Source organism: Pedobacter sp. KBW06, from assembly GCF_003852525.1.
Lineage (GTDB): Bacteria > Bacteroidota > Bacteroidia > Sphingobacteriales > Sphingobacteriaceae > Pedobacter.
Genome location: NZ_QAJL01000005.1, coordinates 35,825 through 61,676 on the forward strand (window position 1 = coordinate 35,825; position 25,852 = coordinate 61,676).

At 43.7% G+C, this 25,852-nt stretch carries 27 protein-coding genes; 12 read left to right on the forward strand and 15 right to left on the reverse strand.

All coding sequences use genetic code 11. From position 1 onward, the window contains the following. Positions 1–37: 37 nt before the first annotated feature. The 3 genes from DBR43_RS26410 (at position 38) to DBR43_RS26420 (ending at position 2,739) form a co-directional block, all read left to right on the forward strand. Positions 38–1,105 (forward strand): sensor histidine kinase, encoded by a 1,068-nt coding sequence (locus DBR43_RS26410; RefSeq protein ID WP_124586340.1) that lies wholly within the window; start codon positions 38–40, stop codon positions 1,103–1,105. Continuing rightward, the gene (locus tag DBR43_RS26415; RefSeq protein WP_124586341.1) at positions 1,102–1,872 is read left to right on the forward strand and encodes a LytR/AlgR family response regulator transcription factor; all 771 of its coding nucleotides are present in this window, start codon (positions 1,102–1,104) and stop codon (positions 1,870–1,872) included. The genes DBR43_RS26410 and DBR43_RS26415 overlap by 4 nt, the downstream gene beginning before the upstream one ends. Positions 1,873–2,007: 135 nt before the next feature. Further along, entirely contained in the window at positions 2,008–2,739 is a 732-nt protein-coding gene (locus tag DBR43_RS26420) for a hypothetical protein (protein WP_124586342.1), read from the forward strand. Positions 2,740–2,793: 54 nt separating this feature from the next. On the opposite strand, the gene DBR43_RS26425 is transcribed toward DBR43_RS26420, so the two are convergent. Both DBR43_RS26425 and rocD read right to left on the reverse strand, forming a co-directional pair. Further along, the gene (locus DBR43_RS26425) at positions 2,794–3,753 is read right to left on the reverse strand and encodes an arginase (RefSeq protein ID WP_124586343.1); all 960 of its coding nucleotides are present in this window, start codon (positions 3,751–3,753) and stop codon (positions 2,794–2,796) included. A gap of 6 nt (positions 3,754–3,759) precedes the next feature. Further along, positions 3,760–5,019: an ornithine--oxo-acid transaminase gene (rocD, locus tag DBR43_RS26430; protein ID WP_124586344.1), complete on the reverse strand. Its 1,260-nt coding sequence runs from the start codon at positions 5,017–5,019 to the stop codon at positions 3,760–3,762. 143 nt (positions 5,020–5,162) lie between these two features. Between rocD and DBR43_RS26435 the strand changes: the two genes are divergently transcribed. Both DBR43_RS26435 and DBR43_RS26440 read left to right on the forward strand, forming a co-directional pair. Next, entirely contained in the window at positions 5,163–5,615 is a 453-nt protein-coding gene (locus DBR43_RS26435; RefSeq protein ID WP_124586345.1) for an Lrp/AsnC family transcriptional regulator, read from the forward strand. A 52-nt stretch (positions 5,616–5,667) separates the two neighbouring features. Next, complete coding sequence (locus DBR43_RS26440) at positions 5,668–6,333, forward strand: DNA alkylation repair protein (protein WP_124586346.1); 666 nt, start codon at positions 5,668–5,670, stop codon at positions 6,331–6,333. 22 nt (positions 6,334–6,355) lie between these two features. On the opposite strand, the gene DBR43_RS26445 is transcribed toward DBR43_RS26440, so the two are convergent. From DBR43_RS26445 to DBR43_RS26470, 6 genes are read right to left on the reverse strand one after another with little or no spacing between them, the layout of a single operon-like run. Further along, entirely contained in the window at positions 6,356–7,513 is a 1,158-nt protein-coding gene (locus DBR43_RS26445; RefSeq protein WP_124586347.1) for a lycopene cyclase family protein, read from the reverse strand. Continuing rightward, the gene (locus DBR43_RS26450; RefSeq protein ID WP_199757141.1) at positions 7,510–7,977 is read right to left on the reverse strand and encodes a sterol desaturase family protein; all 468 of its coding nucleotides are present in this window, start codon (positions 7,975–7,977) and stop codon (positions 7,510–7,512) included. Before DBR43_RS26450 ends, DBR43_RS26445 begins: the two co-directional genes overlap by 4 nt. A 42-nt stretch (positions 7,978–8,019) precedes the next feature. After that, positions 8,020–8,523, reverse strand: a complete 504-nt coding sequence (locus DBR43_RS26455) for a hypothetical protein (RefSeq protein ID WP_124586348.1) — start codon at positions 8,521–8,523, stop codon at positions 8,020–8,022. Then, positions 8,520–9,356 (reverse strand): phytoene/squalene synthase family protein, encoded by an 837-nt coding sequence (locus tag DBR43_RS26460; protein ID WP_124586349.1) that lies wholly within the window; start codon positions 9,354–9,356, stop codon positions 8,520–8,522. The genes DBR43_RS26455 and DBR43_RS26460 overlap by 4 nt, the downstream gene beginning before the upstream one ends. A gap of 2 nt (positions 9,357–9,358) precedes the next feature. Continuing rightward, positions 9,359–10,858 carry a phytoene desaturase family protein gene (locus DBR43_RS26465; protein WP_124586350.1) on the reverse strand — a complete coding sequence of 500 codons (1,500 nt, stop codon included), beginning with the start codon at positions 10,856–10,858 and terminating at the stop codon, positions 9,359–9,361. Between the two features lie 34 nt (positions 10,859–10,892). Beyond that, a complete protein-coding gene (locus tag DBR43_RS26470) occupies positions 10,893–11,507 on the reverse strand; it encodes a MarR family winged helix-turn-helix transcriptional regulator (protein WP_124586351.1) in 615 nt (204 codons plus the stop codon). 245 nt (positions 11,508–11,752) lie between these two features. On the opposite strand from DBR43_RS26470, the gene xth reads away from it, so the two are divergent. Next, a complete protein-coding gene (xth, locus tag DBR43_RS26475) occupies positions 11,753–12,523 on the forward strand; it encodes an exodeoxyribonuclease III (protein WP_124586352.1) in 771 nt (256 codons plus the stop codon). 123 nt (positions 12,524–12,646) lie between these two features. Continuing rightward, a complete protein-coding gene (gene chrA / locus DBR43_RS26480; RefSeq protein ID WP_124586353.1) occupies positions 12,647–13,966 on the forward strand; it encodes a chromate efflux transporter in 1,320 nt (439 codons plus the stop codon). On the opposite strand, the gene DBR43_RS26485 is transcribed toward chrA, so the two are convergent. Further along, a complete protein-coding gene (locus DBR43_RS26485; RefSeq protein ID WP_124586354.1) occupies positions 13,929–14,117 on the reverse strand; it encodes a hypothetical protein in 189 nt (62 codons plus the stop codon). The two genes, chrA and DBR43_RS26485, sit on opposite strands and share 38 nt — an antisense overlap. A 158-nt stretch (positions 14,118–14,275) precedes the next feature. Between DBR43_RS26485 and katG the strand changes: the two genes are divergently transcribed. After that, positions 14,276–16,552 carry a catalase/peroxidase HPI gene (gene katG, locus DBR43_RS26490; RefSeq protein WP_124586355.1) on the forward strand — a complete coding sequence of 759 codons (2,277 nt, stop codon included), beginning with the start codon at positions 14,276–14,278 and terminating at the stop codon, positions 16,550–16,552. Positions 16,553–16,621: 69 nt separating this feature from the next. On the opposite strand, the gene DBR43_RS26495 is transcribed toward katG, so the two are convergent. The 6 genes from DBR43_RS26495 to DBR43_RS33060 form a co-directional block, all read right to left on the reverse strand. Next, positions 16,622–17,395 (reverse strand): DUF1223 domain-containing protein, encoded by a 774-nt coding sequence (locus tag DBR43_RS26495; RefSeq protein WP_124586356.1) that lies wholly within the window; start codon positions 17,393–17,395, stop codon positions 16,622–16,624. Between the two features lie 112 nt (positions 17,396–17,507). After that, positions 17,508–18,269 carry a LytR/AlgR family response regulator transcription factor gene (locus DBR43_RS26500; RefSeq protein ID WP_124586357.1) on the reverse strand — a complete coding sequence of 254 codons (762 nt, stop codon included), beginning with the start codon at positions 18,267–18,269 and terminating at the stop codon, positions 17,508–17,510. Further along, a complete protein-coding gene (locus tag DBR43_RS26505; RefSeq protein ID WP_124586995.1) occupies positions 18,250–19,269 on the reverse strand; it encodes a sensor histidine kinase in 1,020 nt (339 codons plus the stop codon). The genes DBR43_RS26500 and DBR43_RS26505 overlap by 20 nt, the downstream gene beginning before the upstream one ends. Before the next feature lie 149 nt (positions 19,270–19,418). Then, positions 19,419–19,871, reverse strand: a complete 453-nt coding sequence (locus DBR43_RS26510) for an organic hydroperoxide resistance protein (RefSeq protein WP_124586358.1) — start codon at positions 19,869–19,871, stop codon at positions 19,419–19,421. 29 nt (positions 19,872–19,900) lie between these two features. Next, positions 19,901–20,950, reverse strand: coding sequence for an alpha/beta fold hydrolase (locus DBR43_RS26515; protein WP_124586359.1), 1,050 nt, complete (start codon positions 20,948–20,950; stop codon positions 19,901–19,903). Positions 20,951–21,138: 188 nt separating this feature from the next. After that, positions 21,139–21,306, reverse strand: a complete 168-nt coding sequence (locus tag DBR43_RS33060) for a hypothetical protein (RefSeq protein WP_158622603.1) — start codon at positions 21,304–21,306, stop codon at positions 21,139–21,141. Between the two features lie 176 nt (positions 21,307–21,482). Between DBR43_RS33060 and DBR43_RS26520 the strand changes: the two genes are divergently transcribed. The 4 genes from DBR43_RS26520 (at position 21,483) to DBR43_RS26535 (ending at position 25,690) form a co-directional block, all read left to right on the forward strand. Further along, positions 21,483–22,319, forward strand: coding sequence for a GyrI-like domain-containing protein (locus DBR43_RS26520; RefSeq protein ID WP_124586360.1), 837 nt, complete (start codon positions 21,483–21,485; stop codon positions 22,317–22,319). A gap of 92 nt (positions 22,320–22,411) precedes the next feature. Then, the gene (locus DBR43_RS26525; RefSeq protein ID WP_233603229.1) at positions 22,412–23,536 is read left to right on the forward strand and encodes an agmatine/peptidylarginine deiminase; all 1,125 of its coding nucleotides are present in this window, start codon (positions 22,412–22,414) and stop codon (positions 23,534–23,536) included. A gap of 201 nt (positions 23,537–23,737) precedes the next feature. Beyond that, positions 23,738–25,006, forward strand: coding sequence for an epoxide hydrolase family protein (locus DBR43_RS26530; protein WP_124586362.1), 1,269 nt, complete (start codon positions 23,738–23,740; stop codon positions 25,004–25,006). Positions 25,007–25,204: 198 nt separating this feature from the next. Then, positions 25,205–25,690: a hypothetical protein gene (locus DBR43_RS26535; protein WP_124586363.1), complete on the forward strand. Its 486-nt coding sequence runs from the start codon at positions 25,205–25,207 to the stop codon at positions 25,688–25,690. Positions 25,691–25,852 lie beyond the last annotated feature (162 nt).

Genomic DNA, 25,852 nt, shown 5'->3' on the forward strand with positions numbered 1-25,852 from the left:
AAAAATCATCTTTGAAATCGTAGAACAGCGTTACACCATGAAAAGGAGTATAACGAAGCGGGTGTTAATGATTGTATTCACCTGCATATTTTCTTATGCTACGGGATTTGTCATCTTCCCTGCTTCTTATTGGCGGGAATACCTGGCGATGCCAGCTTCGAGGATCCTCTCGGATATTGTGGTGAACCTCTTGTTTTATGCGGCCATTGTGGAGCTGAGCCTCTTCATCGACAAACGCTTAAATAAGCGGATTTCATGGATGATCAGTCCTTTAAAGCGCTTATTGATCCAGGCATTGTACCAAACCCTGGGCGTATTTTTTATTGTCATTTGCCTGTGCATTATTTTTCTGGTACTCGGGGATTTTGTGGCGATGCCTTCACCTTATATCGGTTTAAGAGAAGGGGCTTATACCCTCATTTTAATTGTGCTCTGGGGTTTGATGATCTCTGCATTGAATACCGGTAATTTTCTGTTGAAGAATTGGAAAACAGAAGCACTGAAATCGGCCGGGTTTGAAATAAAGGCTGCTCAAAGCAAGCAGCTGGCTGCTGAAATCGAACTGCAGGCACTTAAATTACAGCTTGATCCGCATTTTGTTTTCAATAACCTGAGTGTACTTTCGGAATTGATCCTGAAAGACCAGCAACTGGGGCATGAGTACACAGAGAATTTTGCGAAAGTCTACCGGTACCTGCTGATCAATTCAAAAAAGAAACTGATCAGCCTGCGTGAAGAACTCCGGTTTTTAGAGGCTTATCTTTTTCTGATCCGAAACAGGATGGGGGGCGGCGCTGATTTCAGGATTAACATTGAGGAATCGAAGCTTGACCTGCTGATTCCCCCGGTTACCCTTCAGCTGCTGATAGAAAATGCGATAAAATATAACCGTACAGAAGAAGAAAATCCTTTGCTGGTCAGCATCTGGTCCAGTGATCATGAGCTGATCGTGTCCAATAACCTGCTGCCCTTGATAAAAATGCCTGAATCTACAGGGCTGGGCTTAAAAAATATCATCAGTCGTTATGCTTTATTGGGCGATATCGGGCCTGTAATAGAAAATGACCATCAAACATTTACCATAAAAGTACCCCTCATCAAATGAACAGTATAAAGAAGATCCTGATTTTGGAAGATGAGAAACCCAACTCAGACCGGATCCAGCGGCTGATGCGTAGCATCAGGCCGGAAATAGAGATTGCAGGTGTTTTGCCGAGTGTTAAAAAAACGGTGGAATGGCTTTCAAAAAACGAAGCCCCCGACCTGATCCTGATGGACATCCAACTGGCAGATGGTGTCAGTTTTAACATCTTTGACCTGGCGGATGTAGCCTGCCCCGTAATTTTCACGACGGCATATGATGAATATGCGGTGAGGGCTTTTAAGTACAACAGCATAGACTACCTGCTAAAGCCGGTGGAAGAGGAAGAGCTGGAAGCTGCCATTATAAAGTTTGAAAAAAATTCCATGCAGAAATCCCATCAGCAATCCCCCCTGATTCAGGAGCTCATCAGCCATATGCAGCCCAGGGAATACAGGACGCGTTTCTTTTTGCCCTACCGCGATAGTTATCGAAAAATCAATGTGGAGGATATTGCCTTTTTTTATGCCCATCTGAACATCACTTATGCAAACCTGATGAACGGGGAGAAGATCATCGTCCCGCAGACCATGGAAACACTGGAGAAGGAACTGGAACCCAAAAACTTCTTCAGGGCAAACCGTCAGTATATTTTACATGTCAACGCGATTGAAAAGGTCCATAATTTTTTCAATGGCAAGTTAAAGCTCAAAGTAAAAAATCAGGAGGAAGAAGAGGTCATTGTAAGTCGGGCAAAAGCTCCTTTGTTCAAAACCTGGCTGGATTACTAATAATTTCAAAATCGTTTCACTACGATTCATTTACATTTCACCTGACATTTTCGTTGTTTCAATCAGGATTCAAATTTAGCGGCCTGAGTTCGTTATAATTTTGCGCCATCAAAACATCATAAACAACATAGAAAAATGAAAAACACAAACACAAAGAAGTTTGAAGGAGAAGGTCGTATGATAAGGAAAGCATTTGCTTTTTTTGTTCTGGTGGCATCCACGCTTAACGTTTCTGCCCAAAAAAACGCAGTATTGGATGCCTTTTCTAAACACGGAATTGATGCTACTATCCTCAATCCCAACAATGTTCAGGAACCGGATGATTACGCCTTCGACTTCAGGCAAACGACAATAGCCGGAGGTAAAACGAATGTAACGGTTGCAAAATTTGATCCGTCCGCGCCAAAAGGAGAACAGTGGATCATAGTTTCTGTGGAAGGAAAATCTCCATCTAAGGGCGATATCAATACCTTTCGCAAGAATAAAGTCAAACCCGAATCGGGAAACAAAGCCGACGACGCAAGTTACAGAATTGAGAACGAGTCTGCAGACCGTTTGGTGGTTAGCTATAAACCAGATGCCCTTTCTCTTGCGAAGGATGCTGCTTTTATGAAAGATTGCAGATTGTATATGAGCATCAATCTGAAAAGCAAGAAACTGGAACAGGTACAGGCCCTGAATGAAAAGCCATTGAAAATTAAAATCCTCAATGCGGAGAAGCTGGAAATGATCACCAAATATATCCGGAATGAAGAAACGAAACGTTATTTTCCGGTGAACGAGGACCTTAATATTCAGGCTAAATTTATGGGACAGCCGGTAAACGTTCAAACGATTACGGAATACTCGAACTACAGCAAGAAGTAGGAACCCTCTCCTAAAAAATAAAGGGCTGATCATGATCAGCCCTTTATTTTTGTTTTAAAGACTGGCGCTGATGGATTCCGTCACCTTTTCCAGGATTTCAAAGGCAGTTTCGGCCATTTTATTTCCCTTATTGTCCAGTAAGGGATTCACTTCAACAACTTCAAGACAGCGCACTTTTCCTGAGGAAACTATGGTTTGAATAATGGCAATGACCTCCTGGGGGTCAAATCCTTTGGAAACCGGAGTTCCTGTGCCCAATGAGATCAAATCACAGTCCATACTGTCGACATCAAAGGAAATGTAAATCATCTCACAGTCGGACAGTTTTTCCAATGCTTCTTTTACACAGGTTTCCAGACCTCTGAAACGTACTTCTTCTACTTTATAATTTTTGATCCCTAAACTTTGAATGAGCTGATCTTCCTGTTCTTCCGTATCACGAACGCCAAAATAGATCAGATGTTCGGGTTTCAGTTTAGGCTGGGCAGTGCCAATGTTTTTCAGGTTATTCCAGAACAGCGCCGTGTCTCCGGTAATCTGGTTCTGCTGAGCCTCCAGATTATCATTGGCCAGGGCTGCAGCTAAAGGCATGCCATGTATGTTTCCGGAAGGAGAAGTATAAGGCGAATGGAGGTCTGCATGTGCATCTATCCAAATCACCCCGAGCAACTGATCCGGATATGCGGTTTTGATGCCACTGATTGTGCCCAGCGCAGAGGAATGGTCACCTGAAAATACAAGCGGAAAATGATTTGCAGATAAGCTGTACGCTACTGCATCGGCAAGTCTGGTACATTGCTGCAGCACGTGTTCAATTCTTATGGCAAACGCATTTCTGTCTTTATTATAGATCGTTTCGTTATGTGTCTCGACATCCAGCGTACTGAAATTGTTAAAATACTCACTTCCCTTATTGATTGCGGCAATTTCAATGGCATCTATTCCCATATCGGATCCCCGGGTTCCGGCGCCGATATCAGATCTGTTTTTTACCAGATTTATCGTTCTTTTCATAAGGTATTAAGCAACGCTTAACAATGACCGCTCGATGATGTCCAGACTTTCGATAATTTGTGCTTCAGTGATCACCAATGGCGGAGCAAAACGGATCTTATTTCCATGAGTAGGTTTAGCCAGTAAGCCGTTCTCTTTAAACTTCATACAAATGTTCCAGGCCATATCAGATTCTTCTGAGCAATTGATGACAATGGCATTCAGTAATCCTTTACCTCTGACCGACTGGATCAGGTCTGTTTTTGTGGCGATGTTTTCCAGTCCTGCTCTGAAGATTTCCCCCATTTTATGGGCATTTTCAGCCAGATTTTCATCAATAGCTACCTGTAAGGCTTCTTTAGCAACAGCACATGCCAAAGGATTTCCTCCATAGGTTGAACCGTGTTCTCCAGGCTTGATCGTCAGCATGATCTCGTCATTGGCCAATACCGCTGAAACGGGTAATACACCACCGGAAATGGCTTTCCCCAGGATCAAAATGTCCGGTTGGTTTTGCTTTTCTTCTGAATCGACTTCATAAGAAGCAAGCATACTGCCGGTACGGGCAATTCCGGTTTGGATTTCATCCGCAATGAATAAGACATTGTATGCCTGACAAAGTGCTTTAATGCGTGTCAGGTAGTCCGCATCCGGTACCACGACACCCGCTTCACCCTGGATGGGTTCAACGATAAAGCCTGCTATATTTTTATCTGCTTTTAAAAGCGCTTCAAAAGCATCTGCATCATTATATGGAACATGGGTGATTCCGGCTACGAAGGGACCAAAGTCTTTTCTTGCACTTTCATCGTTAGATGCGGAGATCACAGAAATCGTTCTGCCATGGAAGTTTCCGTCGGCAAAGACGATTTTAGCCTGATCAGGGCTGACGCCTTTGATTTGGTAGGCCCATTTTCTGCAAAGTTTCATCGCTGTTTCAACGGCTTCCACACCGGAATTCATGATCAACGATTTATCATAACCAAAGAGATTACATACAAACTCTTCAAAATCACCAAGTTTATCGCTATGAAATGCCCTGGAAGTCAGGGTGAGTTCTTCAGCCTGTTCTTTAAGCGCATTAATGATCCTCGGGTGGCAATGCCCCTGATTTACCGCTGAATAGGCAGAAAGAAAGTCATAATACCTCATTTCTTCAACATCCCAAACGAAAACGCCTTTTCCTTTTTTCAGTACGACAGGTAGCGGGTGATAATTATGTGCACCATATCGTTCTTCTTTTTCTATTAGCTCCTCGCTTTTACTTAAATTTGTTGAAATATTCATAATTGACTGTTTATGAGGGCAAAGGTAATAAAATTTATTATTTTGTGTTATATATAAAGTTAATTTGACTTTTATATTAGTTTTAAAAGTCTATTTAACACTTTAAAGCGGTTTAAAAGAATAACGTAATCTTAAATATAGATATGGACCACATTGATGAGTTTGACATTCAAATATTAAAACAACTGGAAATAGACGGGCGAATGGCCTATTCGGCGATTGCAGCCACATTGGGCATTTCCAATACCATGGTTCATCAGCGGATCTCCAGATTAACCGAGCAGGGGATCCTGACAGGGATTAAGCCTGTTTTGGATGAGAAGAAGATTGGTTACGACTGGGGCTCCTTTACCGGCATCACACTCGAAAAAGACCATGATTCTATCCGGATCATTGAAGAATTAAAGAAAATCTCTGAAATTACCGAGTGTTATTACATCAGCGGCGGGTATACGTTATATCTAAAAATTATTGCCAAAAATCATGAACATATGAGGCAGATACTTTATGAAAAAATCGACAATATTCCCGGTATTGCGAAAACTGATTCCATTATGGAACTGGGCTGTGCCTTTAAAAGAAATATCATCCTATAGGGCATTTCATTTGAAACGGGTATATTTATCCTTAGAAAAAGCATCATTAGATATGACGGTTGAAGAAATTCTTACGCGGCTAAAGGAACTTGGAGATGTGAGCGTAAGCACGCGGAACCTCAAGTACGGCTCAGGTGATGACCAGTTTGGTGTCAAAATGGGAGATCTCCGGACAATTGCAAAAAAGATAAAGAGCGACCACGAATTGGCTAAAGAGCTCTGGAAGACCGGTAACCTGGAAGCAAGGCTGCTGGCCACATTAATCGTTGTTCCGAAAAAGCTCAGTGCGATAGAATTGGAGGAAATGGTCAGCGCTGCAAGATTTTACCAGCTGGCAGATTGGCTCAATTCCTATGTAGTGAAGGAGTATCCGGATAAAGAGGTGTTGCGGCAAAAGTGGATGAGCGAAAAAGACGTGATGACCGGACGTGCTGCCTGGAGCCTGACCGCAGGAAGGGTAGTGAGAAGCCCGGATGGTTTAGACCTTCCGGCACTCCTGGACCGGATTGAATCCGAAATGACTGATGCCGCTCCTGAAGTACAATGGACGATGAATACCACCCTGGCTCAAATAGGCATCTGCTTTCCGGAGCATCGCAACAGGGCATTGGCCATAGGCGAAAAATTAGGCATCTATCGTGATTATCCGGTATCTAAGGGATGTACTTCGCCATTTGCGCCGATTTGGATTAATGAAATGGTCAGCAGGCAGAAATAAGATGGGGGTCCTTGCTAAAATATCAATTGGCTTTTATCAGTTTTAAGCTGCGGTTCCACAGTGCAATTGCGAATTCCTTTTTTTGCAGGGTTTTGAAAATCCGTATTTCCTCCATCAAAGAGGTTTCATTATCCAGGAATTTTAATATTTGTCGGGAGCTGTTCTTTTTGAACAGGGTGGAAAAAATTTCTTCCCCTGAAAGACGTTTGCTGCTTAGCAAATGAAGGAGCGTCGCATCATAGGTTTCAAATCTTTTTGGCGAGACTGCTGAAATATAAGGATGCCCGGATTTCAGCAATTGTGAGACAATCGCAGCGGTATGTTTCTGTATGAAACGAAAGGTATAGCCGGTGGATCCTTTTGTAAATCCTCCTGCAGTGCCGAGATAAATGATGCGGCCTTCCCCTGGATTAATTGGATGGTCAGACATTGGGATTATACCTTTTTCCCTTTCTTTGATGTCGTAATCTTCGCAATGCAGCTGTTCCCGTATGTATTGTTTGAGGGCAGTTGTATAGGCGGCATCCGGCAACTCATTTTCAGAGAATACAGTATATTCAACTAAAGCAAGAGTTGAGCTAAGGGGCAATACGTAGACGAAGGATGTTCCTGCATGCTGGGTAGTGTTAAAGTCCATCAACGTGGCACGTTCTTCGTCAAATACTGGTGATTTGCTTTCTATGGTCCAACCCTCAAAATGCTGTAGTAAATACTGATAACGGTCAGGCTTTTTTTTCCGGATCCTGGGAATGCTGGAGAAAACATAATCTGCGCTGAACTGCGTTCCGTCGATCGTTACGTATCCTTTTTCCTCTTCGGTAGAGATGCTTTCTACGTTTCCCTGTATCATGCTAATGTGACTGCTTTCCGATAATTGTTCCCCGGTATAAGCATAGAAGTCCGCTCCGCGGATCATTTTGTATTGATAAGGATGGATGTCCAGTTCCTGATGCTCAGCAGCGCTGACAAAGGATAAATGACTCCATTTCCTGAAAACAACGGGTTCAAATACATCCTGCTGTTTTTCCCAAAAGCACCAGGTTCTGTCGTTTTCTATTTTACGGGTCTTGTCGACGAGCAGAACCTGCTTGTTGGATGTTTTAAGGTAAGGCAACATCCTTAAAGCCAGGCTTCGTCCTGCACATCCTCCTCCGGCAATGATATAATCAAAATGTTTCATCGTTGTTTTTTTTGAGATTGCTGCCAGTATTTTCGCGCGGCAAACAACATGCCGAAGGATTCACCCTGATGTCTGTCCAGGTGTTTATGATGCATTTTATGCGCCCTTTTGATCGTTTTTATGTAGGTATTGTTGCTTCTTGAAAACCATTTGAACCTCTGGTGAATGACCACATCATGTATGATGAAATAAGCGATGCCGTAGAGTAAAATTCCCAGACCAACGTAGAACATCCAGTTGAACCTTGCTTCTGCACCAAAAAAGAAAAGAAGAATGCTCGGGGCCGCAAATATCAGAAAGAAGAAATCATTTTTTTCAAAGAAATGAGGTTTTTTCTGGTGGTGATCTTTATGTAATACCCATAGAAGCCCATGCATTACAAACTTATGAGTAAACCATGCCACGCCTTCCATAAAGATAAAAGTACCTGTTGTAATCAGTAAATAGATCAATCCGTTAGTCATTGCACAGCTCTTTTTTATAATGAAGTATTACATCTTTTTCCGTCATGTGTTTAATCCTTTCTTTTCCTCCGCAGAACAATAGTTCGAAGTTGACAAATATTTTGATATGCTGTCCTTCAATTTTTTATCTTTTATTGTTTTCAGGTTGCTTAATAAAAACTGCTTATCCTTTGTGATGTCGTCATTGTAATTGAGAAACGAAGGAAGATTAGTCTGAATAGCAAACCTCAAAAATCGTATTTCTATGTTATGAGATTCTTTCTTTACTGCTGCTTCGATCAGTGCTTTTCCTTTTTTGAACCTTTTGAATTTATGGATTGGGTTAAGTCCGTACCTGCAGCGCATCATCTCGGCAGCTCCTTTATAACAGATGAAAAGAGGCGGAGAGGAGGGCCCTATACCAGACAGTATTTCCAAAAGCCGGTCTGAGGAATCCTTACTGTGTGTTGCGGCTTCGAACAAACGCTTTACTTCCCGGAGTTCCGGTTCTGCAGAATAGGTTTTGGTTGCAAAAAGTAACAGGAGTAAAAAGACAGCAGCTTTCATATGGTATTGGTTTTATAACGGATGATAGAATCAAACATCAATCCGAATTTATGAACGTTTGAAATCCGGATCCTTTGGGTCATCACTTTCTCAGCCGTGCTGTTTTTTATCTTGTTAAAAAGCTTTTTGTAATATACATAGGCGAGATAAACCCCATTTTTAGAAGAGGAAGGTAATTCCCGGATGCCAATCAGCGCCAGTTTAAATTCGATCTCTATTTCTTCTTCTATCTGTTTTTTTTCAATGTTAGAGAATTTGGAAAGGTTCACATTTGGGAAATAGCTGCGGTTGAGCATATAATAATCGGCATTGACATCCCTCAGAAAGTTTACTTTTTGAAATGCAGAGCCCAATTTCATCGCCGAATCCTTCAGCTTTTCGTATTGTATTTTATCTCCTTCAGTAAAGACCTGCAGACACATTAGACCTACGACCTGAGCGGAACCCAGGATATATTGATCGTATTTTTCAGGAGTATATAATTCTTGTTTGAGATCCATTTCCATGCTTTGAAGGAACAGATCAATCAATTCTTTGTCAATTTGATATTTGTTTACGACTTCCTGAAAGGAGTTGAGTATCGGGTTCAGGCTGATCCCTTCTTCAATAGCCTCAAAGCAATCTCTTTTGAACTTGGCAAGTAAAGCAATTTTGTTATAGTCATGAAAGCTGTCGACGATTTCATCTGCCAGTCTGACAAAACCATATATGGCATAAATAGGCTGACGAAGCCTTTCGTTTAAAAAATAAATCCCCAAAGAAAAGCTTGTGCTGTAACGTTTGGTAGTCAATTCGCTGCATGCTGCAGATAATTTATCGAAGATCTCTTTCATGGCTATTTATTTAGGTGCTTTATCAATTGTTGAGCGGCTATATTTCCTGAAATAATCGAGGGTGGGACTCCCGGGCCCGGAACGGTAAGTTGTCCGGCATAGAACAGGTTGTCTATTTTCTTATTTTTCAGGGAGGGCTTTAGGGTTGCAGTTTGCATCAGCGTATTCGCCAGTCCGTAGGCATTTCCCTTATAAGAATTGTAATCTGAGATGAAATCACTTACACAATAGCTTTTTTTATAATCCAGTTGTTCACGTATGGCGCAACCCGTATAGGCCTCAAGCCTGTCCATGATCAGGTGGAAATATTGTTCCCGGATTGCTTCGGGATCTTTAAGATCCGGGGCGAGGGGCATCAGTACAAATAAATTTTCATGTCCGGCCGGTGCCACCGATGGGTCGGTAACACTTGGACAACACACATAAAATAATGGTTTAGCAGGCCATTGTGCATCTTTATAAATCTCCTGGGAATGCTGCTTTAAGTCTTCATCAAAGAACAAGGTATGGTGATTTAGACCATTTATTTTATGCTTTACACCCAGATAAAAGATGAGGCAGGAGGGGGCAAAAACCTTGTTGTTCCAATATTTTTCCGTATAATTTCTGTAAGTCTGATCCAGTAGCTGCTCCTCGACGTGGTGGTAGTCGGCAGCAGCAATGACACCATCATAATTCTTTGTTCCTTTTCTTGAACTGAGATTTACAATGTATTTTCCCTGTACATCAAGAGCGGTCACAGGAGTATCGGTGTGAAATTTTGCGCCCTGCTTTTCTGCCACTTCCTTCATGGCCTGAATCACTTTTCCAAAACCGCCCTTAGGATACCATGTACCTAGTTTAAGCCCTGCATAATTCATCAGGCTATACAATGCCGGTGTGTCTTCGGGCATTGCCCCAAGAAAGAGTACCGGAAACTCCATTAAAGCGATGAGCCTGGGATCTTTGAAATATTTTTTTACATGCGAACTAAAAGAAGTAAAAACCTGCAGTTTAAATAAACCTTTTATCAGGTCTGCATCTGCAAACTCCAGGAAGGATAGTCCGGGTTTGTAGACCAGCTTCCCGATTCCGATTTTATATTTGTAAGATGCTTCGGTTAAAAAGCTCCTTAGTTTAGCTGCACTTCCGCTTTCTATGGATTCGAACAGTTGGCAGAGTTCTTCAAAATCAGCCGGGATATTTAAGACCTCGCCAGCACCGAAAACTACGCTGAAACCAGGATCGAGTAATTGCAGCTCATAAAAATCCTCAGCCTTATACCCAAAATCATTAAAAAACTGTTCGAACACTTCAGGCATCCAGTACCAGCTTGGCCCCATATCAAAGACATAACCATTTTCGGTAATGAGTTGGCGGGCCCTTCCACCGATAGCTGTGTTTTTCTCATAAACATCCACGCGGTAGCCTTGCTTTGCGAGATAGGCTGCTGCACTGATTCCGGCAAATCCTGAACCAATTACCGCTATTTCCGGACCTTCTTTTTTTTGATGAACTGACATGCAGGTATTTAAATTGATGATGATTTAGAATGGGTTATAACTGCCCTCTTGTTTTTTCCTCATGAAAGTTTTCAAGTTTTGTCAGTAACCTGATCAAATCCATTTTTTCCTGATGGGATAGTGGCTCTGTTACCTTCATTGAGGCTAATCTTATGTTTTGCATGCTTTCATTTAATACCTGGGTTCCTTTTGGCGTGATGTGGATCATTCTGTTTCTCTTGTCCGTATCTAATGCGGCTTGCTCTACCAGTCCATTACTGATTAATCTGTTCACGATTTGCATTCCTGCAGATTTCTCATGAATATTGAGCCGGATGAGTGCAGTTTTAGTCATACTTCCAAATGAAACCAAACTGATCAAATAAATAAATTCGTCTGGTGTTGAAAAGGCTGTATTCACTATAGCAGCTTTTGCATGCAACCTCGCATATTTATAAAGGTGAACTAAGGAAGTGTTGATCACACTATCAGCTGAGCGTCCATTTACTTTTCCATCCCATTCCGGTTCAGGAAGTGTGACATGTCCTGTTTTTTGGTAATATTCATTTAGCCATTGCCCAAATAAATAGGGATCCTGCTCATGAGGATCAGACTCCTGCTCGTAAATTTTAATGAGGCCTATTACTTCGGTTATTAAATCGTAATACATGTTTTTAGATTTATAAAGTGTAAATATATACTAATTATATGCATTTGTGTACTTTATTTTTAATTTTATGGCTGATAAAACATGAAATAAGTACATAATAATACTTATTTGTTTGTTGTTGTAGCTTCAGGATGATGAAAACGGTCAGGTTTTTAGCGGGATAAGTTGCTCTGGATCAATGGGGGTTATTGAGGTGCAGTTTTTGCACGAGAAAAATACGATCGATTAAAATTTATTTACCAAAGATGAAAATAGCAACATATAATGTAAATGGAATCAATGCCCGCCTGCCGGTATTACTCCGCTGGCTAAAAGAATCGAAACCTGATGTAGTTTGCTTACAGGAGCTGAAAGCTCCGCAGGAAAAGTTTCCTTTAGCTGAAATTAATGATGCAGGCTATCAGGCGATCTGGCATGGACAGAAGAGCTGGAACGGAGTGGCCATTCTTTCTGCAGGGGCGGAGCTGAAAGAAGTTCATCGGGAATTGCCTGGTGATCCGGAAGATCTCCAAAGCAGGTATATCGAAGCGATTGTCAATGATATCGTTATCGGCTGCCTTTATCTGCCCAACGGCAATCCCTATCCTGGTCCGAAATTCGACTATAAACTGGCTTGGCTTAAACGCTTCTCAGCGCACGCTAAAAAACTGCTGGATATGGGTGTTCCAGCCATCCTTACCGGTGATTTTAACGTGATTCCTACAGAAAAGGATGCGTATAAACCGGAACGCTGGGTCAATGATGCCTTGTTCAGGGAAGAAGTGCGTGAAGCCTTTAAGCTCCTCGTAGATCAGGGATGGACAGATGCCATTCGAAAACGCTATCCGGAGGAAACAATTTATACTTTCTGGGACTTTTTCCGTAACGCCTATGGCCGTGATGCCGGACTTCGCATTGACCACTTTCTTTTGAGCCCTCAGATTGATCAGCGACTGATCGGGGCGGGGGTAAACCGGGAAGTCAGAGGATGGGAAAAGACCAGTGACCACGGGCCGGTCTGGATAGAAATTAAGTAAAAAAACGTATCTTTGGGTAGCTTCACCGGGAACCTGAATATACCTGTAAACCGGCCTTCATGATCTGTTTAAAGACCATTATTTGGGCAGAAAATTCTGCCGGAGGAGGAGCTTTGTGTTTTTATGAAAGAAAATAAACCCATCTCCCCACCGTCATTTAAAGAAGCCCTCAGATTCTGGTTTAAGCTAGGCTGGATTAGTTTTGGAGGAACGCTGGGCCACGTCAATATCATGCACGGTTTTCTGGTCGAAAAGAAGAAATGGATCAGCAGCAGCAGGTTCTTTCATGCCCTGAGTTTGTGCATGCTTTTGCCGGGACCGGAAGCGCAGCAACTGGCCATATATATCGGCTGGCAGCTTCACGGTAAAAAAGGAGGGGTCCTGGCCGGAATATTTTTCATTCTCCCTTCCATGTTTATTCTTCTTGCGCTGAGCTGTATCTATGTAAACTATGGAAATCAGCCCTGGATGGATGCCATTTTCAGCGGCTTAAAACCAGCTGTCGTGGCCATTATTTTCCATGCCCTATGGAGTGTAGGCAGAAAAGCACTCCATACCGTTTCACATTATTTATTAGCCGGGCTTGCCTTTGCCAGTATTTTTTTCTTCAATATTTCCATGCCTTATATCATCCTGGGGACAATTGTATCGGCCTTGATCTTAAGGTATTTATGGCCCTCTCTGGTCTATAAAAAGAAAGCCCCTGAATCCCATGAAAGTTTGAATGAAGACGATTATTTCCTGAATAACAAAACTGTGGGCGGGAGGAATTTCAACGCTAAATTGTTATGGAAACAAAGCTTGCTGTTTCTCTTCCTCTGGATGCTGCCCCTGGTATGTTTTTATGTATTGAGCCCTGATTTTACGTTCTGGAAAGGCCTGGTCTTGTTTTTTACCCAAACGGCACTCTTTACCATTGGCGGATCTTATACCGTGTTGCCCTATGTGGCCCAATTTAGCGTCTCAAAATTTAACTGGTTAAGCAAATCTCAGATGGTAGATGGATTTGCACTCGCGGAGACCACTCCCGGACCATTGATTATTGTGGTTTGTTATGTCGGTTTCATGGCTGGTTACAACCATTTCGACGGCTCTTTACTCATGGGGACTGTCGGACTGCTGGCGACTACATTTTACACTTTTCTACCTTCATTTCTTTTCATTTTCGTGGGTGGGCCGATATTGGAACGTACCCGGGGAAGCGAGCTCATCAGTGATGTACTTGGTTTTGTTACGGCCGCTGTAGTAGGGGTGATCCTTAACCTGACCTTTTATCTCGGAAAAGATGTGCTCTTTCCTCAGGGCTTAATGTTACATCAACTGGATTTAATGGCCTTGTTTTGGGTGTTCGTATCTCTCCTGCTGATTTTTAAGTTCAGGTTAAATGTGGTCTACCTGATCCTGCTCAGTATGCTGTATGGATTGCTCCAATGGTTGGTTTGACCTGCTGATCTCGCGTTGCCGCACGTGTATTGTTATTGCATTTACCCAGCAGGCTATAGATGACAAGAAATATAACGATGGTGGAGAGGCAACCGCCTCCCAGTTTTTTAGCGCCCCATGCGGCGATGATACCTCTGAAGAAATTATTCATAACAATAGATTTTGAGAATACAACAAGATGTCTGTTTAATAGTTTTTAACTATTTAATATAGATTTAATTGATAGTGATTATTGAAATCAATATCTTAAATTTATAAAGCTTGACAATTAGCGACACCTAAATAAAATTCACTATATAAATTTAAGACATGGAAAGAGAATCAAATGACATCAGTAAATGCCCCTTTCATAATGGTAGTATGAAACACAATGTGGGAGGTGGCGGCACGCGAAACAACGATTGGTGGCCTAACCAGTTAAAGCTGAGTATTCTGCGTCAGCATTCCTCTTTGTCAGACCCTATGGGTGAAGATTTTAATTATGCCGAAGCTTTTAAAACTCTCGACCTTGCGGCCGTAAAAACAGACCTTAATGCACTGATGACCGATTCTCAGGATTGGTGGCCGGCAGATTTTGGTCACTATGGCGGCTTATTCATACGGATGGCATGGCACAGCGCCGGAACTTACCGTGTAGGTGATGGAAGGGGTGGCGCCGGTGCAGGTTTGCAGCGTTTTGCACCGCTGAACAGCTGGCCGGATAACGTCAGTCTGGATAAAGCACGCAGATTGCTTTGGCCGATCAAACAAAAATATGGCCGCAGCATTTCCTGGGCCGATCTGATGATCCTTGCCGGTAATGTGGCATTGGAATCCATGGGTTTTGAAACCTTTGGTTTTGCCGGTGGACGTGAAGATGTATGGGAAGCAGATGAGTCTGTGTATTGGGGTTCTGAAGCAACCTGGCTGGGTGGAGATTTGCGTTATGCACATGGATCGCCTGGGGTAGAGGGTGATGGCGTGCTGGTAACGGACGACAATGCGAACGGCGACGTTCATTCCCGAAACCTGGAAAAACCACTTGCCGCAGTACAAATGGGCCTCATCTATGTAAACCCGGAAGGTCCTGATGGCAATCCGGACCCTATTGCCGCCGCCAGAGATATCCGTGATACTTTTGGCCGTATGGCGATGGACGACGAGGAAACCGTTGCGCTGATTGCCGGTGGTCATAGCTTTGGCAAAACCCATGGCGCAGCCTCTGCTGACAATGTGGGCAAAGAACCGGAAGCGGTAGACCTGGAAATGCAGGGCCTGGGCTGGAGCAACAGCCATGGTACAGGTAAGGGGGCCGATGCGATTACCAGCGGACTGGAAGTGATCTGGACAAAAACACCTACGCAATGGAGCAATAACTTCTTTGAAAACCTCTTCGGTTTTGAATGGGAATTGTCCAAAAGCCCTGCCGGTGCCCATCAATGGGTCGCTAAAAATGCGGAAGCTTTTATTCCTGATGCTTTTGACAGTGAGAAAAAACACCTTCCAACCATGCTCACGACCGATCTTTCCTTAAGATTTGATCCGGCATACGAAAAAATATCACGCCGCTTTTTGGAAAATCCTGATGCCTTTGCAGATGCTTTTGCACGTGCATGGTTTAAGTTAACGCACCGGGATATGGGCCCGCGCGAACGGTATCTGGGTGCTGAAGTACCTCAGGAAGTATTGCTTTGGCAGGACCCAATCCCTGCGGTAGACCATGTTCTGATCGATGAAAATGATATCGCAGCACTGAAAGCAAAAGTATTGGCAACAGGTTTTACGGTATCTGAACTGGTTTCTACAGCCTGGGCTTCAGCTTCTACCTTCCGTGGTTCCGACAAACGTGGTGGTGCCAATGGTGCCCGTATCCGTCTTGCCCCGCAAAAATACTGGCAGGTAAATAACAATTCGCAGCTGCATAACGTATTGAGCATACTGGAAGGCATTCAGAATGAATTTAATGATGCGCAGACTAATGGTAAAAAAGTTTCGCTGGCAGATCTGATCGTACTTGCAGGTGATGCAGGGGTAGAAAAAGCAGCAAAAGACGCAGGCCATGCCATTACAGTGCCTTTCAGACCTGGGCGTATGGATGCTTCGCAGGAACAAACCGATGTTGAGTCATTTGGCTATCTGGAGCCTGCGGCTGATGGTTTCCGCAACTACCGCAAATCAAAAATTCCGGTATCAACGGAAGAGCTATTGATCGATAAAGCACATTTGCTGACTTTAACTGCACCTGAGTTAACCGTATTGATTGGTGGCTTGCGCGCATTGAATGCCAATTTTGATGGCGCTAAACATGGTGTTTTTACTTCACGCCCTGGTCAGCTCACGAACGATTTCTTTGTCAACCTGTTGGATATGAATACGGTATGGAAATCGGTTTCTGCCGATAAGGAAGTTTATGAAGGCCAGGATCGCAGCAGTGGAACAGTAAAATGGACCGGTACACGTGCAGATCTTGTTTTTGGTTCTAATTCCGAACTGAGAGCGATTGCCGAAGTGTATGCAAGTTCAGATGCCCAGGGTAAATTTGCAAAAGATTTTGTGAAAGCCTGGACAAAAGTGATGAACCTGGACAGGTTTGATTTAATTAATTGATATTTCTGCCCCGTCCAGATAAGGACGGGGCATTTTTCTGCAAAATGTTCTGAGATTAAAAAGGGAGCTTTAAAAGACAACTCTGGTTGCCGCATTAATGGCCCTTGTTTCCGGATCCTGAAGGAAACCGATCAGTTCCCATCCAGCGGTATTGAAACCTTCTGAAAGCGAAATGCTGACCTGGCCTTTTTTAGCTTTTTCCAGCTCAAAGGAACAGAGCTGTCTGACGATCTGCGCATGGGCTAAGGTCCTTCCCTCATTTTCACCACGTTTTACCTTGCTGACCGCATTTTTCTGTACTACCGCAATCACAAGTTCATCATTGTCGCCATCTCCGCTGACCTGATAATCCAATGCCATTTTACCGGCTTGCAGGCTTCCATGGAGTGCTAGTGAGCTCGCAGGGCTGCCTTTTAAGGCGCTGTTAATCGCGTAATCTGCTGCGGATTCGTTCGAACCTACAAATTCTGTTTTGCCATTCACAACCAACTGTGGCGTATAGACCTGAGCGCCGAGCTTGCTGGCATACTGGTACTGACGTTTGGAATAATCAGCATTGCTGAAGGCATCTTTCCATCCTAAACGGTCCCAGTAATCGACATGATAAGTCAATACATATACCGGTCTGTTGCCTGCTTCTTTCTGGATTTTAGCCAAAAGCTCATCTGCAGGCGGGCAGCTGGAACAGCCTTCTGAGGTAAAGAGCTCAAGGACCGCAAAACCATCTCCCTTAATGGTTCTTTCTGTTGATGATTTTGAAGCAACGCTTCTGCTGGCGAGGATCGCGCTAAACAATAGGAGTGCAAGCAGCGTACATATTGTTGAAATCTGGATTGGTTTCATAGCTTTTGATTTTTTATTTGATTCAAAAGTATCCCTCAATAGTGCTAAAACTAAGTTGAAAATGGTTGAACCAGACTTTTCGAGCCGCGAGTTGGACAAACAAGTGCGAGAACTAGCGGTTTTCCATCCAGGAAAGAAATAGCTGTGACTTTTCCTTATTGATGAGCAGTTTGTCGGGTGTTTCCACCAGGAGCTTAACGTACAATTTGCGTAAAAAATAATGTTCCACTTCTTTGATCGCTTTAAAGTTGACGAGGTACTGCCGGTTTACCCTAAAGAACTGCTTTGAGGAAACGGAAGCCGCAACCTGATCCAATGCCTGGTTCAAGGCAAATTCCTGTCCGTCAAAGCACATGATTGAAGTGGAATCGTTACGGATATAAAAGAATGCAATCTGGTCAATTTGTACGGTGGTATATTTCTGGTGCTTGAATACCAGAAAACTCGTCTTTTCTGCAGGTTGAACAATATTGATCAGCATTTCTGCCAAATCCGGAATCTGCTTTTGCTGGAAGAAATTTTTCAGCTCATCAACCTTTTTAAAAGAGCCGGCAATGTCTTCTTTGGAGAAAGGCTTGAGTACATAATCAACCCCATTGGCCTTAAAAGCTTCCAGTGAATATTCGTCGAAGGCGGTACAAAATACCACCGGACAGGTGATTTTTACAGATTTGAAGATTTCAAAGCTGAGGCCATCTGCCAGTTGGATGTCCATAAAAATCAAATCGGGCCGGATGTCTTCAGAGAGTGCCGAAACCGATGCTTCTATGCTTTGGTAGGGGCCGGTGATTTTGGCTTCCGGCCGGATTTCACGGATGATATTTTCGAGAGATTTTGCTGTTCTGAGCTCATCCTCAATGATGATGATGTTCATAGATGATGGGGAGTTTGATTTGGAATATAATGTTGTCATTGATGATCTCTACCTGTTTGTCCAGCAAATGGCTGTACCTGAGTTCTATGTTTTTCAGACCCACACCGAGTGAACCTGCCTCTCCGGTTTTCAGTTGTATGTGGTTCTCGATCACGATCTTTTCGCCCTCCTGGTAGAGCCTGATTTTCAGGGGCCTTTGCAGGGATACAATGTTGTGCTTGAGGCAGTTTTCTACCAATAGCTGTAAAGTGAAAGGAGGGATGAGTGTACTTAAAGCATTGTTGTCCAGTGTGCTATTGAAGGTGAACCCTTCGTCGAACCTTGCTTTTTGTAAAAAGAGGTAAGCATCCAGGATCTCCATTTCTTCTTTTACATGGATGAGGTCCAGCTTGCGGCTTTCCAGGGTATAGCGGTAGAAATTTGAGAGTTTCAAAATGAAATCTACGGACTGCTGATCCCCGGTTTCTACCATTGCTTTTAAGGTGTTCAGACTGTTGAATAGAAAATGAGGATTGACCTGTTGTTTGAGCAATTCATATTGTGCACCCAGGTTATCATTCCTGGTGCGCTCGAGTTCCATATTGACATGCTGGTTTTCATAGTTCTGCTGAAGCAGGTTCAGGAACATGTAAAACACAAGGTTGATCAGGATTCCCCGTACCTCCACCATGAGCATGACCGGCCCAAAATCGATATGAGAAAGAATGAGTTGCTGCACATAAGCCAGCCCTAACATGATGACCAGTCCAAAAAGTAAGGATTTGAGGAGTTTTCCGTAAGAGATGCTTTGTTTCCGGGCTTTATCGCCATTGCCTGAGAGCATGTAAATATTGAAATACCACATCATCACCGCGAAAATTGCGGTAATGCCGGCATTCACAACCGCCTCTAAAGCATTAAACTGACGTGAGGCCAGTTGTGGCACAGAAGACAGCAGTCCTAAGACGATTGAACTGGTCCAGATGATGGTGTGAGAAATCTTAAAGCCTGCTTTCTTCATCAATAATGAGGTGTTTTATTGCAAGGGTAATTCTAAAATAATGATCATCTAATGTATTGATAAATATTTTGATCATTAGAAAAGATCAGTGAAGGTGCAAAGAGAAGGGAAGCGATTTCCTCTTCTCTTTGTGTTTTGCAGAACGAGGTTTAAATCGCAATGCTGATCCGGACACCAATATTGCCACGTGTAGCTTTTGAATAGGGGCAGGTTTGATGGGCCGCTTCAACAACCGCGCCTGCTTGTTCTGCTGTGAGTCCGGGTAGATTGACTTGCAATCTTGCCTGAAGCGAATAACCATCCCCGCCACTTGCCAGATCTACTTCTGCATTTACTGAGGTTTCAGCAGGCAGGGGGATCTGTAAGCTGGAAGCATTGATCTTCATTGCTCCGATGAAACAGGCAGACCATCCTGCAGCAAACAACTGCTCCGGATTGGTGCCCGTACCTGAGCTCCCCGGACTGGAAAGGTTGATTTCCAACCGGCCATCAGTGCTTTTCGCCTGACCCTCACGGCCTCCGGTAACCAGTACTTTTCCTGTGTATAAAACTTTAGTGATTGTGGCAGCAGCTGCTGCAGTGATTACTGTTTGAGTTTCCATTTTATTTAAATTTATGATAAGTGATTTGATTATTTTGTCCAGCTTGCAATTTCGATGATGGCCTCGGAAAAGGCTTGAGGAGCTTCCTGGGGGATATTATGTCCAATACCTCCGCTGAGGTTCCGGTGACTGTACCGGCTTTTAAATTTCAGGGCATAGGCCGAGGGATCCGGATGTGGGGCTGCATTGGCATCTCCTTCAAGCGTAATCGCGGGAACATTGATCACCGGCGCAGCAGCAAGCTGTTTTTCCAGCGCATCGTATTGTGGCTCTCCTTCGGCAAGGCCCAGTCGCCAGCGGTAATTATGTACCACAATCGCCACATGGTCCGGATGATGGAGTGACTTTGCTGAGCGTTCAAATGTGGCCTCATCAAATTGCCATTTAGGTGAAGCCGTTTGCCAGATCAACTTCGCGAAATCATGCCAGTTCGCCTCATAGCCCAATCGACCTCGCTCTGTTGCAAAATAAAACTGGTACCACCAGGCTTGTTCGGCCTTTGGCGACAACGGCATTTCGTTGGCCTTTTGGCTGCCAATTAGGTAACCACTTACAGATACCAGCGCCTCACAACGCTCCGGCCATAAAGCGGCCACAATACAGGCGGTTCGGGCTCCCCAGTCAAAACCTCCGATAATGGCTTTACTGATTTTTAAGGCGTCCATCAATGCAATCACATCCAGGGCTAAGGCCGATTGCTGTCCGTTCCGGGGACTTTCTGAGGAAAGAAATGTTGTACTGCCATGGCCACGCAGGTGTGGTACGATCACCCTAAAACCCTTTTTTTCCAGTATATCTGCGGATTCTGCAAAACTATGGATATCATATGGCCAGCCATGAAGAAGAATCACGGGACGCCCGTTCTCCGGACCCAGTTCTGCATATCCGATATCAAGTACACCTGCTTTTACCTGTTTGATCTTGTCAAAGCTGCCGTATAGCTGAGTTCCGTTTACACTGGCCTTTGTTGCTGTTTGTGCAGCTTTTAAAATGCCCGCATTGCCAAGCCCGGCAGCTGCAATAGTGATGGACGCAATGCTCAGAAAGCGGCGGCGACCTAAGTTTGGTTGATATTCCATGCTGATGTCTTTGTTTTATGGTCTGTAATTCAGATTTTTTAATCATCTGACAGGACAAAACTATAGCGGAAGAGCCCTTGCAGAAATCAATATCGGGTTGAAGCAGACAGCCTGAGCTTTCAACCGGACATATCACTACCCGAAAACGCCGGAACCTTTGATCATTTCCCTGTAGACCTGGTGAAACATCATCCTCCCTCAGCATCAGATTTCTTCTTTTTTTTAAGGCTCATGACGATCATTCCGCAACTTTGCGGATCCCGTTCGAACCTGGCCGTTGTAATGGAGACCGCGGATGCAAAAGCCATCATGGCGGTCAGTAATTGTCTTCTGATCAAAGTCTGCAGATTTTTCATGATCCTGTTTTTTATATCGGTGCTATTTTGCACCCTGATGTTAAAACTAGTTCTTACACCAGGGTGGTTCAATGTTTTGATCCCTGAAGCGGACAAATGCGACCTTCAATCTGCGGAACGAAAAGAGGCACATGTTTTGATCGGAAATCCTGTCCGCACATTGGGCGGCATAGAAAATGAAAAACGAGACTTCCGCAAACCTGAATTGTGTTTACAATACAATTAGCCTTATTGAAAAAAACTATGACCAGGTGATTTCCATTGAGGAACTGGAAGATGTATCTCATTACTCGTACCGAAACATTCAGCGGATATTTAAATATACCTGCGGAGAAACAGTTGGTGCTTACCAGAAAAGGCTGAGGGTGGAGAATGCCTATAAGCTGATGCTTTATACCAGTGATAACATTTCGGTTATTGCGCTGAAAGTAGGATTTGCCAACCTTGCTTCATTTTCAAAAGCCTTTAAACAGCACTTTGGGATTGCCCCAAAAGAAGCCAGGCTTCAAAAGAGCCCTTTACTGGCTAAAGCTGAAATTTTTCCCATCGAAGCATCAGCAGTACTGAAACCGGAAATTGTTTACCTCCGGCCGGTAACCGTCTATTACGGAACTGCATTTATCAATTATATAGATGAAGAGGTAGAAGCATTGTGGGATAAGTTCCTTCAGAATGAATTTCCGGAAAATGGAAATGAATTTTACGGGATTATAGCTGATGAGCCTTTGATCCGTGAAAACTTAAAGTGCAGGTATGATACCTGTTCTTCTTTGCAGGCAAAGAACAGCCGCCTGCCTTCGAAGACAATAGGGGGCGGGAAATACGCACAGTTTGCACATTTCGGGGCTTATGAAACGATCGAAGAAACCTATACAAGGATCTATTCAGGATGGATCCTGGGAACCGGACTCGAATTCGGACCCGGACCTGTGATCGAAAAATACAGCAAACATCCGGGCAATACAATGTCAATAGAGGAACAGCTGACCTATATCTGTCTGCCCCTGAGCTAAAAAAATAAGGTTGTCAATTTTGGACAATAGTTCGTGTTTTGGTCTTGATAGTTTTGCAGTATCAAAATCTTACTCTAACAATCATGAACAAAATGTCAGTTTCACTAATGATCTTAACAACATTATTTTTATCCTGTGCCAAGGAAGGCGCAGAGAATGGTACAGATATCGGACCGGGTCCTGCTGCCGATTCTACCGTATTGTATACCATGCCTGAGGAGTCTGCTCCGCATGAGGGTACCTGGTTACAATGGCCACATGAACATCAATATGGTAAAACTTACCGCAACCGCCTGGATGAAACCTGGGTGGCGATGACTAAAGCACTGGTACAGGGCGAAAAGGTACATCTTGTAGTCTACGATCAAACTGAAAAGACAAGGGTAACCGAGCTGCTGAGCAGTTTCCAGGTTCCGCTTGCGAATGTAGACTTTGTGATCAGTCCGACAGACGATGTATGGGTGCGCGACAATGGTCCGATCTATGTAAAGGACAAAAACGGAAAATTGCTGATCCAGGATTGGGGATTTAATGGTTGGGGCAGAAAAGCAGGCTATGAAAGCTGTGATAAGGTACCTTCGAAAATTGCGCTGGATAAAAACACGCAGAGAATAGACCTTAATAACGTAATGATCAACGAAGGGGGAAGCGTTGAGATTGACGGGAATGGCGTTTTAATGGCCTGCAAAAGCTCCATCTTAAATGACAACAGGAATAAAGGAATGACCCAGCAACAGGCTGAAGCGATATTCACTAAATACCTGGGTGTTACCAAATTCATCTGGCTGGAAGGAAAAGCTGGACTGGATATTACCGATATGCACATCGATGGTTTCGCGAGATTTGCCAACAGTTCGAGCATCGTAACCATGTCTGAAGAGGATCTGAATTATTGGCAGGTACCTCAGAACGACATCAATACCTTGTACGCTGCAGCAAACAGGAATGCAGTACCTTATAACTTTGTAAAAGTTCCGCTGACCAGAAACAATGTGATCACGAAGTATGGTAAAAATGTAGGTAAAGGCTCTTATGTCAACTACTATATCGGGAATAATGTGGTACTGGTACCGAATTATAACGATCCGAACGATGCCGTTGCCAATGCGATTATTCAGAAACTTTATCCTGGCAGACAGGTGATCGGTATCGATTGCCGTAACTTATTCGCCAATGGCGGAATGGTTCACTGTGTAACACAACAACAACCGAGGTAAGCCCTCTGTTTAATCATTGTTTTCTTAAGCCCCTGTTTCCGGTACCTCCGGGAGCAGGGGCTTTTGTTGTTCAGGGTTCAAAATGACCAGTTCAGGATCGGCCTGGTCCGCTTGGTCCATTTGCCGGTTGATCGGCGAGGAGACTGAGGGTAGTTTTGGATCAGTAATCAAATAAATTTTACATAATCTAAGACTTAAACAATGAAAAATAACAAATCTCAGCTGGCCGGTACAATTGTTACTGCCGCATTCATGCTATTGGGAACATCAGGTTTTGCACAAAGCAGCACTGAGCCTGCAACACCGGCTTCTATCCGTCCATTTCATATTGAGGTTCCGGAAGGGGCAGTAAAGGACCTTCGCCAGCGGATCCTGGCTACCAGATGGCCGGACAAAGAAACCGTAAGTGATCAGAGTCAGGGGGTAAAGCTGGAGAAGCTCCAAAAACTGGTGGCTTACTGGGGCGGGGAGTACGACTGGAGAAAGGCAGAAGCCAAACTGAATGCCCTGCCACAATTTATCACCAGCATTGACGGTCTGGAGATCCAGTTTGTGCACATCCGTTCCAAACATCCGAATGCCATGCCGCTGATCATTACCCATGGCTGGCCTGGTTCTATCTTTGAACTGCTGAAAATTGTTGGCCCGCTTACCGATCCAACCGCTTTCGGCGGACGGGCAGAAGATGCATTTGATCTGGTATTGCCTTCTATGCCGGGGTATGGCTTTTCTGGTAAACCAAAAGGTACCGGTTGGGATGCAGATCACATCGCTGTTGCATGGGATGTATTGATGAAACGTTTGGGGTATCAGCATTATGTAGCACAGGGTGGCGACTGGGGCTCGGTCGTTGCGGATAAGATGGCCCTGCAAAAACCGGAAGGTTTATTGGGAATCCATGTCAATATGCCCGCTACCGTACCTGCAGATATCGCCAAAGCATTGAAAAATGGTGATCCAGCACCGGAAGGTTTGTCTGCCCAGGAGCAAAAAGCTTTTAAGTTGCTGAATCATTTATACACCAAAGGTGGGGGATATGCCGGAATGATGGTTACCCGTCCACAGACCCTGGGTTATGGATTGTCAGATTCTCCTGCAGGACTCGCTGCTTTTTTCTATGATAAAATGAACGAATGGACTTTTAGTGGCGGAGATGCCGAAAAATCATTAACCAGAGATGAAATTCTGGATGATATTTCACTTTACTGGCTTACAAATACCGCAGTTTCCTCCGCACAGCTTTATTGGGAAAACAATGCCAATAACTTCAATGCCGTAGACATCTCTATTCCGGCAGCAATTACGGTGTTTCCGGGAGAGATCTATCAGGCGCCGAAAAGCTGGGCCAAACGTGCCTACAAAAACCTGATCTATTTTAATGAAGTTAAAAAAGGTGGCCACTTTGCTTCGTGGGAAGAACCACAATTGTTTGCGGAAGAACTTCGTGCAGCCTTTAAATCCCTACGTTAACCGGTTTCAATGGATTTTTAAAGACATTGCCTGTTACAATAACTGTTCAGCATGGTACATGCGGGTGTTCGGTATCGGACATGCGCTGTACCATGCTTTTTTGTAATTTATTGTTGTACATCTGTTTATGTTTTTTATCGTTCATGGCACAAAAGCTGGAAGAGGGCTTTAGCTGCTATCGATTAAACATAAAAGAACATGAAAAAGCCATCTCTGACATCAAAAATAAAGTGCGTCCTGTTTAGCCTTGATGAATTAAATCAGTCGGCCGATATTAAAGACCTGCTCCTGAATTTAGATTTACCTTATGCTGTTGTTTCGGTTAAACCCAAAGCCAATATGGAACAGCTGCTGAATGCAGCAGGCCTGCTTCCTTTTTTTAGAGAAGACCGCATGTTTAGCGCTTCAGTACAATTGACAGACTTCCCGTCCGGGATGCTTATTTTCCTTCGTGCGGTTAAATCCATGGGCTTTGAGCCGTGTGAATGCGCAGTCCTGGATAGCAGTGATATGGGGATTGATTTAGCCCTGAGGGAAGATTTCTGCGTATTTGTAATGAAGGATGCTGCCCAAAAAGCTGAACTTGAAAATAAAGGGGTTCTGGGATTGAACAAATTTAGCGATCTGAGCGAATTTATTGAGCTGTTTAATGAGGAAGCTGATTTGGAAACCAGGAGGAATTGAACTTTAGGCTTTACTTCTTTGGTAATTATTTTGTAAATATTTAATGAAAAATGAAATTTAATAAAGATAACATAGATATGTTGAGTTAAATATATCCTGCAGTGTACACCCTGCTTAACCGTTAAATAATTTATCCGATATTTTCGCCCCAAATGCTGCTAT

What these genes read in the sequence shown, in the direction of transcription:
- DBR43_RS26415 (WP_124586341.1), top strand. Translation starts at nt 1,102, where the DNA reads ATGAACAGTATAAAGAAGATCCTGATTTTGGAAGATGAGAAACCCAAC.
- DBR43_RS26435 (WP_124586345.1), top strand. Translation starts at nt 5,163, where the DNA reads ATGGACCACATTGATGAGTTTGACATTCAAATATTAAAACAACTGGAA.
- DBR43_RS26410 (WP_124586340.1), top strand. Translation starts at nt 38, where the DNA reads ATGAAAAGGAGTATAACGAAGCGGGTGTTAATGATTGTATTCACCTGC.
- DBR43_RS26470 (WP_124586351.1), bottom strand. Translation starts at nt 11,507, where the DNA reads ATGTATTACGATTTAATAACCGAAGTAATAGGCCTCATTAAAATTTAC.
- xth (WP_124586352.1), top strand. Translation starts at nt 11,753, where the DNA reads ATGAAAATAGCAACATATAATGTAAATGGAATCAATGCCCGCCTGCCG.
- DBR43_RS26445 (WP_124586347.1), bottom strand. Translation starts at nt 7,513, where the DNA reads ATGAAACATTTTGATTATATCATTGCCGGAGGAGGATGTGCAGGACGA.
- DBR43_RS26505 (WP_124586995.1), bottom strand. Translation starts at nt 19,269, where the DNA reads ATGAAGAAAGCAGGCTTTAAGATTTCTCACACCATCATCTGGACCAGT.
- DBR43_RS26450 (WP_199757141.1), bottom strand. Translation starts at nt 7,977, where the DNA reads ATGACTAACGGATTGATCTATTTACTGATTACAACAGGTACTTTTATC.
- DBR43_RS26500 (WP_124586357.1), bottom strand. Translation starts at nt 18,269, where the DNA reads ATGAACATCATCATCATTGAGGATGAGCTCAGAACAGCAAAATCTCTC.
- DBR43_RS26420 (WP_124586342.1), top strand. Translation starts at nt 2,008, where the DNA reads ATGAAAAACACAAACACAAAGAAGTTTGAAGGAGAAGGTCGTATGATA.
- DBR43_RS26510 (WP_124586358.1), bottom strand. Translation starts at nt 19,871, where the DNA reads ATGGAAACTCAAACAGTAATCACTGCAGCAGCTGCTGCCACAATCACT.
- DBR43_RS26515 (WP_124586359.1), bottom strand. Translation starts at nt 20,950, where the DNA reads ATGGAATATCAACCAAACTTAGGTCGCCGCCGCTTTCTGAGCATTGCG.
- DBR43_RS26440 (WP_124586346.1), top strand. Translation starts at nt 5,668, where the DNA reads ATGACGGTTGAAGAAATTCTTACGCGGCTAAAGGAACTTGGAGATGTG.
- DBR43_RS26425 (WP_124586343.1), bottom strand. Translation starts at nt 3,753, where the DNA reads ATGAAAAGAACGATAAATCTGGTAAAAAACAGATCTGATATCGGCGCC.
- DBR43_RS26485 (WP_124586354.1), bottom strand. Translation starts at nt 14,117, where the DNA reads ATGAATAATTTCTTCAGAGGTATCATCGCCGCATGGGGCGCTAAAAAA.
- DBR43_RS26525 (WP_233603229.1), top strand. Translation starts at nt 22,412, where the DNA reads ATGTCAGTTTCACTAATGATCTTAACAACATTATTTTTATCCTGTGCC.
- rocD (WP_124586344.1), bottom strand. Translation starts at nt 5,019, where the DNA reads ATGAATATTTCAACAAATTTAAGTAAAAGCGAGGAGCTAATAGAAAAA.
- DBR43_RS26495 (WP_124586356.1), bottom strand. Translation starts at nt 17,395, where the DNA reads ATGAAACCAATCCAGATTTCAACAATATGTACGCTGCTTGCACTCCTA.
- DBR43_RS26455 (WP_124586348.1), bottom strand. Translation starts at nt 8,523, where the DNA reads ATGAAAGCTGCTGTCTTTTTACTCCTGTTACTTTTTGCAACCAAAACC.
- chrA (WP_124586353.1), top strand. Translation starts at nt 12,647, where the DNA reads ATGAAAGAAAATAAACCCATCTCCCCACCGTCATTTAAAGAAGCCCTC.
- DBR43_RS26530 (WP_124586362.1), top strand. Translation starts at nt 23,738, where the DNA reads ATGAAAAATAACAAATCTCAGCTGGCCGGTACAATTGTTACTGCCGCA.
- DBR43_RS33060 (WP_158622603.1), bottom strand. Translation starts at nt 21,306, where the DNA reads ATGAAAAATCTGCAGACTTTGATCAGAAGACAATTACTGACCGCCATG.
- katG (WP_124586355.1), top strand. Translation starts at nt 14,276, where the DNA reads ATGGAAAGAGAATCAAATGACATCAGTAAATGCCCCTTTCATAATGGT.
- DBR43_RS26465 (WP_124586350.1), bottom strand. Translation starts at nt 10,858, where the DNA reads ATGTCAGTTCATCAAAAAAAAGAAGGTCCGGAAATAGCGGTAATTGGT.
- DBR43_RS26460 (WP_124586349.1), bottom strand. Translation starts at nt 9,356, where the DNA reads ATGAAAGAGATCTTCGATAAATTATCTGCAGCATGCAGCGAATTGACT.
- DBR43_RS26520 (WP_124586360.1), top strand. Translation starts at nt 21,483, where the DNA reads ATGAAAAACGAGACTTCCGCAAACCTGAATTGTGTTTACAATACAATT.
- DBR43_RS26535 (WP_124586363.1), top strand. Translation starts at nt 25,205, where the DNA reads ATGAAAAAGCCATCTCTGACATCAAAAATAAAGTGCGTCCTGTTTAGC.